At 66.5% G+C, this 14965-nt stretch carries 11 protein-coding genes and 1 pseudogene; 3 read left to right on the top strand and 9 right to left on the bottom strand.

The window, feature by feature from the left end:
- Positions 1-17: 17 nt before the first annotated feature.
- From QX108_RS32285 to QX108_RS32265, 5 genes are read right to left on the bottom strand one after another with little or no spacing between them, the layout of a single operon-like run.
- Positions 18-509, bottom strand: a complete 492-nt coding sequence (locus QX108_RS32285) for a prepilin peptidase (protein WP_315784227.1) — start codon at positions 507-509, stop codon at positions 18-20.
- A 46-nt stretch (positions 510-555) separates the two neighbouring features.
- Positions 556-1173, bottom strand: a complete 618-nt coding sequence (locus tag QX108_RS32280) for a HupE/UreJ family protein (RefSeq protein ID WP_315784230.1) — start codon at positions 1171-1173, stop codon at positions 556-558.
- Positions 1170-1781 carry a HupE/UreJ family protein gene (locus QX108_RS32275; RefSeq protein ID WP_315784233.1) on the bottom strand — a complete coding sequence of 204 codons (612 nt, stop codon included), beginning with the start codon at positions 1779-1781 and terminating at the stop codon, positions 1170-1172. The genes QX108_RS32280 and QX108_RS32275 overlap by 4 nt, the downstream gene beginning before the upstream one ends.
- A 17-nt stretch (positions 1782-1798) precedes the next feature.
- On the bottom strand, positions 1799-2779 hold the full coding sequence (locus QX108_RS32270; protein ID WP_315784235.1) for a HupE/UreJ family protein: 981 nt from the start codon (positions 2777-2779) through the stop codon (positions 1799-1801).
- Entirely contained in the window at positions 2776-3660 is an 885-nt protein-coding gene (locus QX108_RS32265; RefSeq protein WP_315784582.1) for a peptidylprolyl isomerase, read from the bottom strand. Before QX108_RS32265 ends, QX108_RS32270 begins: the two co-directional genes overlap by 4 nt.
- A gap of 278 nt (positions 3661-3938) precedes the next feature.
- Here QX108_RS32265 and QX108_RS32260 point away from each other — a divergent pair, with 278 nt between their 5' ends.
- The 3 genes from QX108_RS32260 to QX108_RS32250 all read left to right on the top strand — a co-directional run bounded on the left by QX108_RS32260 (position 3939) and on the right by QX108_RS32250 (position 7130).
- Positions 3939-5963, top strand: a complete 2025-nt coding sequence (locus QX108_RS32260) for a hypothetical protein (protein WP_315784237.1) — start codon at positions 3939-3941, stop codon at positions 5961-5963.
- Between the two features lie 119 nt (positions 5964-6082).
- Complete coding sequence (locus tag QX108_RS32255; RefSeq protein WP_315726409.1) at positions 6083-6412, top strand: hypothetical protein; 330 nt, start codon at positions 6083-6085, stop codon at positions 6410-6412.
- A 94-nt stretch (positions 6413-6506) separates the two neighbouring features.
- Positions 6507-7130 carry a 2OG-Fe(II) oxygenase family protein gene (locus QX108_RS32250; protein WP_315784239.1) on the top strand — a complete coding sequence of 208 codons (624 nt, stop codon included), beginning with the start codon at positions 6507-6509 and terminating at the stop codon, positions 7128-7130.
- A gap of 6 nt (positions 7131-7136) precedes the next feature.
- Here the strand turns inward: QX108_RS32250 and QX108_RS32245 are convergent, their stop codons facing one another.
- From QX108_RS32245 to QX108_RS32230, 4 genes and pseudogenes are all read right to left on the bottom strand, one after another.
- A complete protein-coding gene (locus QX108_RS32245) occupies positions 7137-9713 on the bottom strand; it encodes a spermidine synthase (RefSeq protein ID WP_315784242.1) in 2577 nt (858 codons plus the stop codon).
- Between the two features lie 408 nt (positions 9714-10121).
- A pseudogene (locus QX108_RS32240) lies at positions 10122-10532 on the bottom strand (ABC transporter permease subunit); the annotation flags it as partial.
- Between the two features lie 58 nt (positions 10533-10590).
- Complete coding sequence (locus QX108_RS32235; RefSeq protein WP_315784245.1) at positions 10591-13746, bottom strand: efflux RND transporter permease subunit; 3156 nt, start codon at positions 13744-13746, stop codon at positions 10591-10593.
- Positions 13739-14743, bottom strand: a complete 1005-nt coding sequence (locus tag QX108_RS32230; RefSeq protein WP_315784248.1) for an efflux RND transporter periplasmic adaptor subunit — start codon at positions 14741-14743, stop codon at positions 13739-13741. Before QX108_RS32230 ends, QX108_RS32235 begins: the two co-directional genes overlap by 8 nt.
- Positions 14744-14965 lie beyond the last annotated feature (222 nt).

The following is a 14965-nucleotide window of genomic DNA, read 5'->3' as shown; positions in this document are numbered from 1 at the left end:
TGACCGGCTCGCGGCAGTCAGAAGGCCGCAGCCAATTCGCTGCCGGTGGCCTCCAAGGCGAGCACGGCAAGCAGGCCAAGGACGAGGAACGGGCCGAACGGCAGCGCCGTTTGACCCGTCGGACGTCGTCCCATGATGGCGAGAGCGAGAACCGCAGCGAGTGCGGCCATGGTGGCGACGAGCAGCAAGATCGGCAGACCCGGCAAGCCAGCCCAGAACGTTGCTGCCATGAGAAACTTGACGTCGCCGAGGCCCAGTCCCTGACGGCCACGGGCCATCGCATAGATGCGGCGCAGCAGCAGAAGTGCCACGCCGACAGCGACAGCCGCGATCGACGTCGACATCGCTTCGGACAGATCGGTGATCGCCGCCAGTCTTGCGAAGCCGCTTATGGCCACCAGCGCATTCATTCCGTCCGGCAGCAGGCCGCTGCGCAGATCCGTCCAGATCAGGCCGGCGCAGGTCACGAGCAGCACAACGATCGTAACAATGTTGATGACGTCGGTCACGCAGCCCCGGAATTCGCGGTGTCGGATCGCCGGAGCATAGGCCGGCTCAGGATGCGAGCGATAGTCCTGCCATCATCAGGCCGATCGCGGCGACCCAGCCACCGACGGCTCGCACGGCGATCCCGCGCCAGCTCGACACCGGCTCGGTCTCGGGACGCCTGAAGGTAAGCGCCAGCGCCATCACGAGGGTGATGGTGACGTAGCCTGCGGCGGCAAGACCGGCCGCATAAAGCAGACGATCGCTCTGCGGCCCGAGTTCGCCGGCATTTGCGGCGCCGCGTATCACGCCGAGCAGGAATGCGATCGCGCTCAGCAGCGTCACGGGTATGCGCAACGCCGTCGCCAGCAGCAATCCGAGAACCAGAATCGTCACGGCGTCGACGAGCGGAGACGCCGGGGCGACACCCGATCCGACGGCGAATGCCAGTCCCGCACACAGGCCGAGCGGAAACACCACGACCAGCCATCGTCCGCCCGCCGCGCCGAGCGAGCCCGCCAGCAAGCCGAGCGCAATCCAGACCACGACGTCCTGCATGGTGAGCAACGGATGCAGGGCGCCGGCGTAGAAGTCGCCGAGCCGCGCCGAGGCGATGTGGGCGTCGGCGATCTGCGCCTGAGCCAGCAGCACCGCTGCGAGCAGCGCAGTCCGGCGCAACCTGCTCATGCCGCGACTCCAAGGTTTGCCACCAGGAAGTAGCCGCCGAGCGCGGCGATGGCTGCCCCGACGCCCTGGATGATGCGTTCGCCGCCGGGCCAGCGCGCCAGCGCGCCGATCGTGATGCCGCAGGCGTGAAGGAGCCCGGTGGCGACCACGAAGCCGCAGCCATAGGCCAGCGGATTTGCCGCCGTCGGGAGCTCGACGCCATGCGCGTGGCCATGAAAGATCGCGAAGATCGCGACGATGATCGCCGCAATCCCGAACCGGACGCGGACGCGCAGCGCGACCGCAAGTCCGAGGACCAGTGCCGACAACGCGATGATGAGCTCCGGGACAGGCAATCCGACCTTGAGGATTCCCAGGACGGCACCGAACGCCATCACCAGCGGGAAGACGATCGGCAGGATCCAGATCGCCGCGCCGCCGAGCTGCGCGCCCCAGATGCCGACCGCAACCATCGCGACCAGATGATCCAGCCCGGTCAAGGGGTGCAGCAGCCCGCTGGCGAGTCCGCCGCCGACGCCCGTCTGCTCATGGGCAAAGCCCGGATTCGTGGTCAGCAGCGAGAGCAATGCCGCACCCAGCGCGGCGTGAAGGAGTTTACGCGCGGTCATGTTCGTCCCAGTCGTCATCATGCGGCCGCCAGAACCCGTGCCAGGCGGCCCAGGAACCAGAACATCGATACCGAGCCGATTGCATAGGCGGGCCACTCGGCGCCCCAGCGCGGCAGCGCCGCGCCGAGGCGGCGATGCGCCCAGATCAGCGCCAGCACCAGCAGCACGAACAGGATCTGTCCGATCTCGACGCCGACGTTGAAGAACAGCAGTGCCGCCGGCAGGATGCGCCGCTCCAGGCCGAGGCCTGCGAGCGCACTGGCGAAGCCGATGCCGTGCACCAGACCGAAGCTGAAGGCGACGGCCCACGGATAGCGGGCGGTCAACCCGGTCTCGCCGCGCTGCTGCTTGATGATCTCGACGCCGACGAACACGATGCTGAGCGCGATGCAGGCGTTGAGTGGCGCTTCGGCGACGCCGATCCATCCGAACGCCGTTGCGGCCAGCGAGGCGCTGTGGCCGATCGTGAACGCCGTGATCGTCTTGAGCAGGCGCCAGCCGCCCTGGACGATCCAGATCAGTCCAAGCACGAACAGCAGATGGTCGGCGCCGAGCAGGATGTGGTCGATGCCGAGATTGACGTATGTCTTGGCGAGCTCGAGCCAAGTGTCGAGCGTCGGCGCATCCGTGCCGAGCACGCTCACGACCGGGCTGGACGCCGAGATCGTATAGCTGCGCGTCTCTCCAGCGAGCGGGGTCACCCGGATGATGGCAGCCGACATGTCCTCGCCGAGATTGGCGATCGTCATCTGTCCGACGAGCCCCTTGTCGCCGCAATTGAGCTCCGGCAGGCGCAGGAAGCAATGCGGCGGCATCTTCAGATCGATGCGGTTGACGCCATCCTTCGGCAGCGTCGTCCAGCGTCCGATATACGCGCCGGGCCGCATCTCGCGAAACTCGAGCACGGCGATCGTCGCCTGATGCGCGGCCACCGGCCGCCCAGACAGCAGCGCGGCGAGCGCGAGCACGATCGCGATCAGGGCGCGCACGCCGGTCACGGCTCGTACCTGATGGTGTAGTTGGCCTTGAGCCGGCTCACGGCCTCCCAGGCCCGCTTGCGGGTTTCTTCAGTGTGCCAGATCTTGGCCGCCTCGGCGCGGATGTCCTCGAGTTTCGCCGGCGCGCCCGGCGTCCGGGCGTCGAGGCGAACCACGTGCCAACCGTCCTTCGACTGCAGCAGGGTCCATTCCTGGAGGGGCGCCTTGAGCAGGCCGTCGCTGAAACCGTTGCCGAAGCCGGCGGCAAGGCTCGGCACGGGCCGGTCGAGAATCGCGCGCGTCTGGTCCCGCAGATCCTCCGATTCGCGCTGCTCGCGAATGTCGTTCAGAAAGCTCCGCGCCGTCGCTTCGTCGCTGGGGGGCGTCATGAAGAAGCTGACACGCTCGGGCTCGTCGAACCGCGCGTGATTGTCGGCGAACCAGGCGCGCAACTGCTCATCGCTCGGCTGCGGCACGCGCACCTGATCGAAGATCAGATATTGCAGCTTGAACGCGACACGGTCGCGGATCATTTCGTCGCCGCGGTCGACGCCGAGCGTCTTGCCCTCGCGGTAGAGGATTTCGCTTGCGACCCAGGCGTCGACCATCTTCTGCAGCTCGGCCTCGTTCGGGGTGCGCTGTTTGTCCTCGTCGAACGTGTCAATGAAGGACTGGCGCAGCGCCTTGGTCACGGTGACGACCTTCTCGTCCTTCGTCGGCGGATGGATGATGGCGTCGGCCGCGAAGATCAGTCCGCCGAGAACGAGAAAGTGCAGGAGCGGTTCTCTCAGCAGCCCGCGCAACGCCGTCACGGAAGATGATCGCGCTGCGGAGGAGCCGTTACCATCTTGCTGATTGGAGCGTGCAGAGGCGCTCTCGAAGGTCTGCGCCGCATTCGACATGGCAGGGGCTGACATTAGTTCTTTACAACGTGCACCGCGCTTGCTGCGCGGCGCGTATATGCAACGGCATGCTTGCCGTTGTCACCGGGCAAACGTCGATGTCACAAAAATTTCGTAACTGCTGCGGCCCGACGTTCGTGGACGACGCGGGGCAAGAAATAAATCCTTCAACAAACTGTCTCCGAGTTTTGATTTGGTCGCCGCGCGAAGGACAGCGGCGCATCAGTCGCGTTGTCATCACCGTTTAGAACTCGATCGAATACTTCAGGGGCGACGAAATGGTTCCATCTGCCAAGAAAATCCTGCTGACAGCGGCCTCGGTGTCGTTGGCGCTGTCGCAGAACGCCGACGCGGGCGAGCGTTGGGGGGAAACAAGCAAGAACAATCCTTATGTCGCCGGCGACATGCACAACCACAACACCTGCACCGACGGTTCGGTCGCAGCCGGCTATGCGATCGACCGCTCGGTCGGCAAGGGCACCGCAGCCGCTGGCGGTACCAATTTCGACCTCGACTGGTTCACGCTCGGCAACCACGGCGGTTCGGGCAATCGCGATTGCCGCTTCAGCGATGCGAGCGCCAATATCCCCGGCGATAACACGACGACCTATTGGAGCCAGACGCTCGGCAAGACCATCGACGGCATCACCATCACCAGCCTGAAGGGAACGCCGAACGGCACCGGCACCAGCGCCAAGATGTGGCGCTGGCAGTCGATCAAGGAAATCGAGTATCCGACCATCGTCAATCGCACCGCGACCTACAACAAGGTGCTGGTCGAAGGCCTCGAGTGGATCCTGCCCGGCCACGAGCATGGCGACGTCGCCGTGATCGCCGGCCAGAACCCGCGTGGCTACGGCAATGCCGACAAGATGGCCGAGTTCGAATATCGCTTCGACCGCGCCGACACCGATGCGATCGGCCCGGTGGATGCCAGCAACAATCCGGTCTGGGCCGGCAAGGATAACGTCAACAATTCCGGCACGGCCGGTCACCAGAAGGCCGTCGCCGGCATCGCCTGGCTGCAGGCGAACCATCCGTTGCAATCCTACGCGGTGCCGACCCATACCGAGCGGCAGGGACCGTTCAACCCGAACGGATCGGCCGGCTACAACATCGAGCACTTCCGTGACTTCAACAATGCCGGCCCGACGGTCGCGTTCGGCATCGAAGCTCCGGGTCACATGGCCGAGGGCGGCGTGAACGGCGGCTCGGGATCCTATGGCTCGGGCGCGGTCGGCGGCGGCACCTACGGCATGCAGGGCGTCTACACCGCCAAGGTTGGCGGGCTGTGGGACGGTCTGCTCGGCGAAGGCCGCAACTTCTTCCTGTTCCAGAGCTCGGACTGGCACAGCCGCGGCGTCTATGGCGCGCGCGATCCCGGCACGACCGCGGACTTCATTCCCGGCGAGTACACCAAGCTCTACGTGCCGAACGAGCGGCGGTTCTCCCAGCAGTCCATCATCGACGGCATGCGCTCCGGCAACTCCTATTCGGTCAATGCCGACATCATCGGCTCCGACATGGAGTTTCGTGCGAAGGGTGAGTGGGACTACGACTGGAAAACCATGGGCGAGACGCTGGTCGTGCGCCCCGGCGAGAAGGTCACGCTCGAGATGGAGATGACCGTTCCGGCTTCCAACAACAGCCCGTACAGCTTCAACAACCCGCTGCTGCTGCCGGTCGGCATCAAGCAGCCGCTGAACAAGCCCTCGCTCGACCACGTCGATCTGATCACCGGTGACATCACCGGCCCGATCGAGCCGGGCGCCACGGGCTATGCGGTGGCCAACGCCTCCGGCGTCGCCGGTGCGGCCGTCGTCTACAATCCCTCGGCCAAGATCGCAAAGCAGATCCAGGCGACCAAGATGCAGAGCCGCAAGCTCCGCGATGGCTCGGTCCGGCTCAGCTTCAGGACCACCTTCATCGCGGGCAAGACTCCGTTCTACATCCGCGCTCGCGGCACCAACATCCCGCCGGCCACGCCGAACGTGTCCGACAGCGCCGGCAATCCGCTGCTCGACGCCAACAATGCCACCGTCAGCTGCACCGATGCGGCGTGCCCGTCGCATCTCGGCACCGTCGGCGGCGTGAAGAAAGTGACCAACGACGTGCAGGCCTGGTCGAACGTCTGGTTCTACGCGAACCCGATCTTCGTCCGTCCGTACGGTGCGCCCCAGCTGCTGGTCGAGAAGAACAAGGATCTGGCACGCAAGCTGGCGCACGATCATCATCACTGGCACGACTGGGATCATTGGGGCCATTGGGGTCACTGGGGTCGCTGGGCTTTCAACCGCGACTGATTGGTCGGCATCGATCCGGCGGGCGATAGCGACCGCCCGATTCTGCTCAATCCGAGCGCCGGCTTGCGAGCCGGCGCTTTATCCTTGAGATCTGCCTCGCGCCGAGGGTCGTCCACGTGATGTCTCGTCTGTTCGCCGTGTTTTTCGCCATCCTTGCTCTCACGATCACCGTCGCGTCAGCTCACGAGGAGGAGCCGACGCAGGAAACCTGCGACGCCGCTGTTGCCGAGGCACGCGCACAGGCCGCCACCTTGCCCCTCGACGACGTGTCGCGCTATTTCGCCGAGCGTGACATTCAGCAGGCGCTGGTCGAGGCCGGCAATGGCGAGTTCGATGACTGCGTCGAGAAGGCCGAGCGGGCCGTGCTGGAGGTGCGCGACCGGCCCCACAGCCTGAAACCCGGCGAGCGGCTCAACATTCTTCGTGCCGACGAAATGCCGGCGCGCTGAAGGTACAAGCGCGGCGTTGCCAATTTCGTCATCCGGCTGTCATGCAAGTCGGCAAATTGTCGGTCCCGTTGCGGCGCGTGCAAGGCCTTGAGACATGGACCAGATCGAAGCTCTTTTTCCGATACCGCTGTTGCGTTCGCCCGGGCTGCTCAGCGCCGAGCTCAAGGACGCGGCGGTGGCAGCCATCCGCAATTCGAAGATCGAGAACAATCTGAGGTCCGGACAACTATTCCACACCGAGGTCGCCGATCCCCGCGCCCACAATCTGTTTCAGACCATCGCCGAGCTCGCCGTGCCCAAGCTGATCGATTTCGGCGAGCTGCTGTTCGGCGAGAAGCTGCGCTGGACGGTCAAGGAGATGTGGACGAACATGCTGGAGACCGGCGGCAACCAGACCCTGCATGCCCACGCCAACAGCTTCATCTCCGGCATCTTCTATCTGACGCCGTCGCATCCCGGCAGCCGCACCGTGTTCGTGCGGCCGCCCGGCGGCAGTGATTTCTCATTTCGCCATCATACCCGCAGCGCTGCGGTCGGGCCGTTCAACGCCGGCAAATACGTGCTGCCCGAGGCAGAGCCGGGCGACCTCGTGCTGTTTCCGAGCTATCTCTACCACGAAGTGCCGCGCAACCAGGGCGACCAGCGGATCACGATTGCCTTCAACGCGATCCCTGATCACCTGGATTGCTGGGGCTACCGCGTCAGCTTCTCGGCCTGAGCCGGCTCATCTGGCGAACTCGCGCGACAGCAGCTCGCGCGCGTCGTGCCGAGATGGAGCAGCCTCGTCGATGGCCAGAAGCAGCCGTTCCGCTGCCGGTCGATCGGACGCGAGCAGCGATCTCGCCATGCTCATCAGGGGCGCATAGGCCGGCTCGAACTCGGCGCTGGAGCGGATCGCGGCGAGGAGGCCTGGTGCGGCGGCTGCAATGAGCGCACCCCCTCGCGGTTCGCCGTTCAGCGCCGCGCCGGCCTGGATGAAGCGGTTGCGGGCCTGCCAATAGGCTTCGAGTCGGTCGTCCCAGATGCGGCGGCGCGATGGATCCAGCAATTCGGCCGCATCGGTTCTCGCCTCGCCAATGACCGTCGACAGCAGCTGCCACGGCGGTGCAGACAGAGCTTCGACATTGCTCCGGGCGTCGAAGGTCACGAACGGAAAATCGTCGGTGTTGCGCGGCCCCGGCCCGGCAAGGCTCGTGAGCGACTTTGGGCCGGCGACATATTGGCCGAGAAGGTCGATCGGCTGGTCGAAGCCGAGCGACTGAATGATCGGACGAAGCTTCCCGTCCGAGAATCGTCCGGCGAGCAGCTCGGGATCCATCGGCCTCGGAGCGCGTGACCCGATCAGAGCCAGCATCGGCGTGCGCACGCTGTAATGGTTCAGCCACGCCGAGCCGTCGGGAAACACGGTCAGGAAGCTTCGGATGATGGCCCGCAGCGAAGGCGCATCGAGCTGATAGAGCGGCAGCCATTGGCAGAACAGGCCTTCGGTTGCGAGTCGCCGCCTGATGGCGGCGAAATGCTCAGCGGTGTAGAGCGCGCCGCTGCCGTCCAGCGCGGGATGGAACAGGTCGGCCACCACGACATCATAGCGTTCCTCATCCGCCGCGATGAAGCGTCGTGCATCCGCGATGGCGATCGGCGGTCTATCCTGCTTGGACGCTGGGTGATCGAACCACGGCAGCAACGCGACCACCTCGGCGGAGAGTTCGACCGCACGGACGTCGAGGTCTGGCATCTGCGCGCCGCCCAGCACGGTTGCTCCGGTGCCGACACCGAGAAAAAGAGCGTTGCGTGGCGCTGGATGCAGCAGCAGCGGCAGCATGGCCTGGCGGAAATCGGATCGCACCGAGCTGGTGCCGCCCATCCGGAAGTGGCCGTTGACTTCGAGATAGCGCGCTCCCGAGACGTCGTCGACGACGCTCGCGGTGGCCATCGGCCCCTCGCGCACGGCGAGAAGCTTGCCTCCTGGCGGGACCTTGACGAGCAGGGGAGCGGGATGCCACAGCAGTGCAAGGCCAAGCAGAGCTGGCAGCGCGGCGAAGCGCAGCACGGCGCGATGCGGCCGCAACAGCACCAGGTATCCCATCGCAACGAGGACGAGCGCCTTCCAGCTGCCGAGAGCTGGAATCAGCAGCTGTGCCGCGACCAGCGGCGCAATCGCCGCGCCGAGGCTGTTGATGCCGATCGCCCAGCCGACCGATCCATGGATGTCGCGAACGTCCTGGATGAGCCGGCCGAGCAGGGCGCCCATCGCCATCGACGGCAGCAGAAAGAGCGCCAGCGCCATGCCGAGCTCGCCGGCAACGCCGAGACTCGCCGCGCGATCCGCGAACTCGCCAATGAAGGGCGTCACCAGCGCGGTGACCAGGCAGATCAAGGCCGTGCTGCTGACCAGTCCCGCCCTGCCGAGCGCAATGCGAGGCCCGACGCGTTGCCAGAGGAGTCCACCCGCAGCAGTTCCCAGCAGATACGCCGCCAGCAGGCAGGCGAAACTATAGACGGTGTCCTGCATCATCTGCGCGGCCAGGCGCACCACCAGCACTTCGAATGAGATGCCGAGAAGACCGGTGGCGAACAAGCTCCCCGTCAGGCGGAGATCGGCAGCGGCGCGCGGGCGGTCGCCGCGCGGGCGGGCGTCGATCTGCACGGGGATGCCGAGGCGAAGCGCTGCCAGCGCACAGGCCGCGTTGACCGCAGCCAGACAGAGCAGCGTCGTCGAGAATCCAAATGACGGGATCAGCACGAAGGTGGACAGTAGCGTGCCGGCAACGGCGCCGGCCGTGTTTGCGCCATAGACGCCGGCACTGACCGGCCCACGGCCATGCGCTGCCGACATCATGCGCTCCAGGGCCGTCAACGTTCCGCCCATCGCAACGGTTGCGGGCAGCAGCACCAGCGTCGGAAGCAGAAAGCTCGCACTCCATAGCAGGACGGGCGACGGCGCCGTGCCCAATAGCGACGCCAGCGTGCGCGCACTCGCCGGCAGCAGCCAGACTGCACAGATGCCCCAAAGGCCGATGACCGTTTCGAGAACGGCATAGATCCGGTGCGGATGGGCGGCACGTCGGATTCGGCCGTCGAGGACAAAGGCTCCGAGCGCAAGGCCCGCGAAGAAACCGGCGATGGCGCCGAGCACGGCCATCATCTCCGTGCCCAGCGCGAGCGCGAGCTGGCGCGTCCAGACGATCTCGTAACCCAGTCCGGCGAAGCCCGAGGCGGCGATCAGCAGCGTCAGGGCTCGCAGCCGCGCCACGCTCGGGCCGGCGTCAGAAGCCCGCGAAGTCTGCTTGTCCGCGATCATTTCAGTCCTGCGCGGGTCAGCTCGGCATACGTCAGTCAAGGCTCGCTACCTGCGGTTCTGGGGATCGGTCTTCGGCGCAGCTCGCTGTGCAGGTCCGGAGGCGAGCGCTCGGTCGTGCCGAGTTGTGCCAGGACCACGCCCGATGGGGACCGTCTCCTTCTGTTCGGGTTTCGTGACGCTGGTTTGACAGAGGCTGGTTTGGTCCGTAGCCCTCGACGATTGCCGGTGTCGCCGGTTGCGTCTCCCGGGCCTGTGAACTCGAACGAGAGGATTGCGCCGAGCGCGCGATCGGACGCGCGTCGGTGATGACCGTAGGGCTCGGCTGCGCCGTCATGGCAGCGCCTTGCTTCTCTTTGCAGCTGGTGAGGACGAACGCGGCGACGAGCGTGCAGGCAAGAACGAGGCGATTCATAGCTCTCTCCAGGACAAGGCCGGCGTGGCGCCGGCGAGGGGGACCAGCGTCCACGGCACGAGCGCTGTCAGCAGCGCCTGCACCGACAGCGTGCTGCTCGCGGCGAGCCCGGCCATGCCGGAGAACAGGCTGACATTGGCGAAGCCCGTGAGGTTGAACAGCCGGTAAGCATCGGCGGGGGTGAGCAGCAGCAGCGCGCCGAGCACGCCGCCGGAGATGTTGCGGCCTTGGTCGAGCACCAGAAGGCAGATCAGCGCCATGTCGTAGATCAGGACGAGCATCAGCCGCAGCCCGATGCTCGGCCCGGCGGCCGTGCCGCGGTCGCGGACGACGGCGCTGACGAGATAGCCGATCGCGACGAACGCCGCCCCGAGCAGAACCGAGGAGCCGATCATGGCGGCGCAGGCGATCTCACGTCTGGCATGGTTGCGCTCGCTCGGCTGAGCAGAGAAGGCCGGCCGTCGATCAGGCGGCGTCTGCGCCTCGCGTCGACGGCACATCGGCGACAAACCGCCCGAAGCGTAGCGCGAGCGTCGGCAGTACCAGCAGGTTCAGCGCCATCGAAGTCAGCAATCCGCCGAGGATGACGATGGCCATCGGGCCCTCGATCTCGCGGCCCGGCTCACCGGCGCCGAGCGCGAGCGGCAGCAGGCCGAGGCCGGTCACCAGCGAGGTCATCAGGATCGGCACCAGGCGATCGGCGGCGCCGGCGATCGCCGTCTCCAGCCCCCAGCTTCGTCCTTCCTTGATGACCAGATGCTCGTAATGCGAGATCATCAGGATCGAGTTGCGCAGCGCGATTCCGAACAGCGTGACGAAGCCGACCATCGATCCCAAGGACAGTACGCTTCCGGTCAATGCGACGGCGATGATGCCGCCGACGAAGGCGAAGGGCAGGTTGACCAGCACCAGCAGCAGGTTGCGCCAATGGCCGGTGACGAGGGACAGCAGCAGCACGATGCCGATCGTCGCCAGCAGCGAATTCACCAGGAGGTCGCGCCGCGACTTGGCCTGCGCTTCGGCCGCGCCGGTGAACTCGACATGCGCGCCCGGCGGCAGCTTGACCTCCTTGGCGATCTTTCTCTTGGCCGCGGCAACGAAGGACTCCAGATCGCGCCCGGCGACGTTGGCCGTGACCGTCTGCACGCGCTGCCCGTTGCGGTGAAGCACGACGTAGCGCCCGGCCGTGCCGTAGACGTCGGCCACCTGCTTCAGCAGGATGTAGGCGCCGCTCGCCGTCCGGATCGGCATGTTGCCGATCTCGGTCGGGCGGGCGCTGGCGTCGGGATCGAGCTTGACGATGACGTTGAAGACGACATTGCCCTCATAGGCCTGGCCCACGACGTCACCCTGATAGGCGGTGCGGATCAGTTCGAGCACTTCCACCGCATCGAGGCCCCAGGACTGCAGGTCGGTCGGGCGCAGGGTCACGTTGACCTGGGGCATCCCCGGCGGCGACTGCTGCTGGATGTCGATCGCGCCCCAGACCTCGCCAAGCTCGCGCGCGATGTCGCTCGCCGCGCGCTCGAGATCATCGAGATCGGGACCGAACACGTTGACGACGACGGCGGCGTTGAAGCCGGACAGCGTCTCCTCGATGCGCTCCGTCAGATAGGTCTTGATCGACAGATTGATGCCGGCAAAGTTGGCGAGCGCTGTGCGAATGTGCTGCTCGGCGCGCTCCTGCTCGCTGCCGGACAGGCCGGGCTTCAGATCGACCTCGATCTCGCTGGAATGCGTGCCCGCGGTATCGACGCCTGCCTCGGCGCGACCGGCATGCTGGGCCACGCTGCGCACCTCGGGTACGTCGCGCAAGGCGTCTGCGATCAGCGTGCCGAGGCGCAGCGATTCATTGAGCGAAGTCCCGGGAAGCGTCGAGACATGAAGGATCAGGTGCCCCTCCCGCAGGTCCGGCAGGAAGGTGCCGCCGAAGAACGGCATCAGGCCGGCGCCTGCAGCTGTGATGAGCACGGCGACCGTTATGACCAGCTTTGGAAAGCGGCTGAGCCGACGTAGCAGGCGCTCGTAGTGGCGGCGCGACCAGCGTACCAGGGGCGGCTCGCCGGCCTCGCCGCGCCGCTTGCTGCCGGTCAGCAGCAGCATCGACAGCGCCGGCGTGACGGTCAACGCCACCACGAGCGAGGCCAGCACCGCCAGGATGTAGGCCGTGCCGAGAGGACCGAACAGCCGGCCGGCGATTCCGGGCAGCGCGAGAATCGGCACGAACACCAGCAGCACCGCGAAGGTCGCGTAGGCGACGGCGCTGCGCACCTCCATCATGGCATCATAGACGACGCGCGCCTCGTTGCGGGGGGCAGCCAGGCTCCCGTTCTCGCGTAGTCGGCGCGCGACATTCTCGACGCCGATCACGGCGTCGTCGACCACCTCGCCGATCGCGATCGCGAGGCCGCCGAGGGTCATCGTATCCAGGCTTTGCCCCATCCAGTTCAGCGCCAGCACGGCCGAGAACAGCGACAGCGGGATGGCCGTGCAACTGATCACCGAGGTTCGCCAGTCGTAGAGGAACAGGAACAGCACGACGATGACGAGGGCGCCGCCGACCAGGAGCGCCAACAGCACGTTCTGGATCGCGGAGTCGATGAAGGTCGCGGGACGGAACAGGTCGGCATGCAGCCTGATCTTCTCGCTCTCCAGCGCCGGCCGCAGCTCCTGCAGGGCGGCCTCGACGCGCGCCGCGACGTTGCGCGTGTTGGCGCCGTATTGCTGACTGATCATCATCATGATGCCGGGCTGGCCGTTGATCAGCGCGCCGCCGATCGGCGGTTCGGGTGCGTTCACGATCGTGGCGACGTCCCCGAGCACGACGCTCGCGCCGCCCTGGTGCAGCAGCACGGTGCGGGCCAACTGCTCGGGCGTGAGCGATTGCCCCTGCGTCTGCAGGATCACGCGCTGATTGGCGGTATCGACGAAGCCTGCGCCGCGGACGCCTGTCGCCTTGCGCGCCGCCGCCACGACGTCGTTCATGCCGACGCCGAAGCGGACCAGATCGTCGGAGCGCACCTGCACCTGGAGTGACCGGATATCCCGTCCGTAGGTCGTCACCTGCGCGACGCCCGTGACGGCAAGCAGGCGCCTCGCCACCGTCCAGTCGGCGACGGTGCGCAAATCCATCAGCGAGCGCTGCTCGGAGGTGAGGCCGATCGCCAGCACCGTGCCTGCCGCGGGCACCAGCGGGGTCATCGCGGGGGCTCGCACGCCCTGCGGCAATCCGCTGCTGATGACGGCGAGCCGCTCTGTCACCAGCTGCCGCGCCCGGTAGACGTCCGTGCCCGGCTGGAAGATGACGGAAACGACGGACAGGCCCTGGATCGACGATGAGCGCATGCTTTCGACGCCGGCGAGACCGTTGATCGAGGTTTCGATCGGCTGGGTGACCAGCACCTCGACCTGTTCCGGACTCAGGCCGGGCGCCTCGGTCTGGATCGACACCTGCGGCGGCGCGAATTCCGGAAAGACGGCATATTTGGCGCTGCCGAGCGCAAAGACGCCATGGCCGAGGATGGTGCAGGCAAGCGCCAGCATCATGCCGCGAAAGCGGATGGCGAACGAGATCAGCGCGGCCTGCGGCCCGGTCGCTGGCAAGCGAACGCCGTCAATCATCGTCGCCGCCGCCGCGCAGCTCGCTCTTGGCTTCCTCGGACAACAAGACCTGTGCGCCGCGGAGCACGATCTCGGAGCCCGGAGGAATGTCCTGCACGACGTAGTCGTCATCGGAGACCGGCTGGTCGGTGCGGATCGGATGCCGCTTGAAGGTCTCGGGGCCGGCGCGCAGATAGACCCATGCGCGGCCCTGCCACTGCACGATCGCGGTGTCCTCGACGAACACGCCGGCGTAGGACTTGCCTGAGGGGACGTATGCCGTCGTGTTCATGCCCGGCAGCAGCCCGCTGTCCCCGGCTGCGACGAAGTAGTAGCTCAGGCCCTGGATGCGCGGGTCGGTGCGCGGGGCCGGCGACAGATAGCGCAGATCGATGTTGGCCGTGCGGGTCGGCGCCTGCGCGAGCGCTGCGCGCGGCGGGCCGCCCAAGGTCACACCCGGCGGCAGCGTGACCTGCACCAGCAGTTGCTCGCGTTCGATCAGCTGCACGACCTGCGGCGAGCGCTCGATGATCCCCTTCCCGATCACCGCGCCCCATTCCTGCCGCGCGGTCGCCATCAGCGTCTTCACCTGCGAGTCGGCGGCGGCAAGCGCGGCCTGCTCGGTGCGGAACGTGCCCTCGGCGGCTTCGGCATCCTTCTTCGGCATCGCCGCCGATTGCACGAGATCGCGGGCACGCTCGAAGGCCAGCTTTGCCACGTCCAGCTTGGCCTGTGCCGTCTGCAACTGGGCCTGGGCGTTGGCGTAGCTGTTGGTGAGCTCGGTCAGCCTGGCGACGTCCAGAACCGTGCCATAGGCGCGAAACTGCTCGGGGTGGGATTCCGCCGAGAGCACAGCCGTTTGCAGTCCGACCTGTTTTTGTTGCGTTGCGGAAAGCTTGATGGTGGCCGGCTCACGGCCCGCGGTTTCGGCCCACAGCGGCACGCTCCAGGCCCAACTGATCAGCGTGAACAGGATCGCACCGCATGCGGCGACAGCTCTCATCGGATGCCAAACCATGCCGTGCCGGCCCATCGATCGGGGATCGTCTGGACGACGTTATTGTCGTTGCAACAACAGCTACTTCAGCTTTTGAGGTGTTTCAAGCAGCGCCGTCCGCGGGCAACGTGCCCGACTGTACTGCCCGCGCGGCGAGGACGTGGTGGGGCGATCCTTTGCAGTCCGGCCGCATGCGCGGCACGTTCAGGGCAAGACATGGGCCGGAGCCTTGCCGCGGCGTGG

It is taken from the genome of Bradyrhizobium sp. SZCCHNR1002 (genome assembly GCF_032381435.1).
Taxonomy (GTDB): Bacteria; Pseudomonadota; Alphaproteobacteria; order Rhizobiales; family Xanthobacteraceae; genus Bradyrhizobium; species Bradyrhizobium aeschynomenes.
Note: the sequence above shows the minus strand (reverse complement) of the source record. Positions and strands in the feature narration are given on the sequence as shown.

What these genes read in the sequence shown, in the direction of transcription:
- QX108_RS32280 (WP_315784230.1), bottom strand. Translation starts at nt 1,173, where the DNA reads ATGAGCAGGTTGCGCCGGACTGCGCTGCTCGCAGCGGTGCTGCTGGCT.
- QX108_RS32255 (WP_315726409.1), top strand. Translation starts at nt 6,083, where the DNA reads ATGTCTCGTCTGTTCGCCGTGTTTTTCGCCATCCTTGCTCTCACGATC.
- QX108_RS32230 (WP_315784248.1), bottom strand. Translation starts at nt 14,743, where the DNA reads ATGGTTTGGCATCCGATGAGAGCTGTCGCCGCATGCGGTGCGATCCTG.
- QX108_RS32275 (WP_315784233.1), bottom strand. Translation starts at nt 1,781, where the DNA reads ATGACCGCGCGTAAACTCCTTCACGCCGCGCTGGGTGCGGCATTGCTC.
- QX108_RS32250 (WP_315784239.1), top strand. Translation starts at nt 6,507, where the DNA reads ATGGACCAGATCGAAGCTCTTTTTCCGATACCGCTGTTGCGTTCGCCC.
- QX108_RS32260 (WP_315784237.1), top strand. Translation starts at nt 3,939, where the DNA reads ATGGTTCCATCTGCCAAGAAAATCCTGCTGACAGCGGCCTCGGTGTCG.
- QX108_RS32245 (WP_315784242.1), bottom strand. Translation starts at nt 9,713, where the DNA reads ATGATCGCGGACAAGCAGACTTCGCGGGCTTCTGACGCCGGCCCGAGC.
- QX108_RS32235 (WP_315784245.1), bottom strand. Translation starts at nt 13,746, where the DNA reads ATGATTGACGGCGTTCGCTTGCCAGCGACCGGGCCGCAGGCCGCGCTG.
- QX108_RS32265 (WP_315784582.1), bottom strand. Translation starts at nt 3,660, where the DNA reads ATGTCGAATGCGGCGCAGACCTTCGAGAGCGCCTCTGCACGCTCCAAT.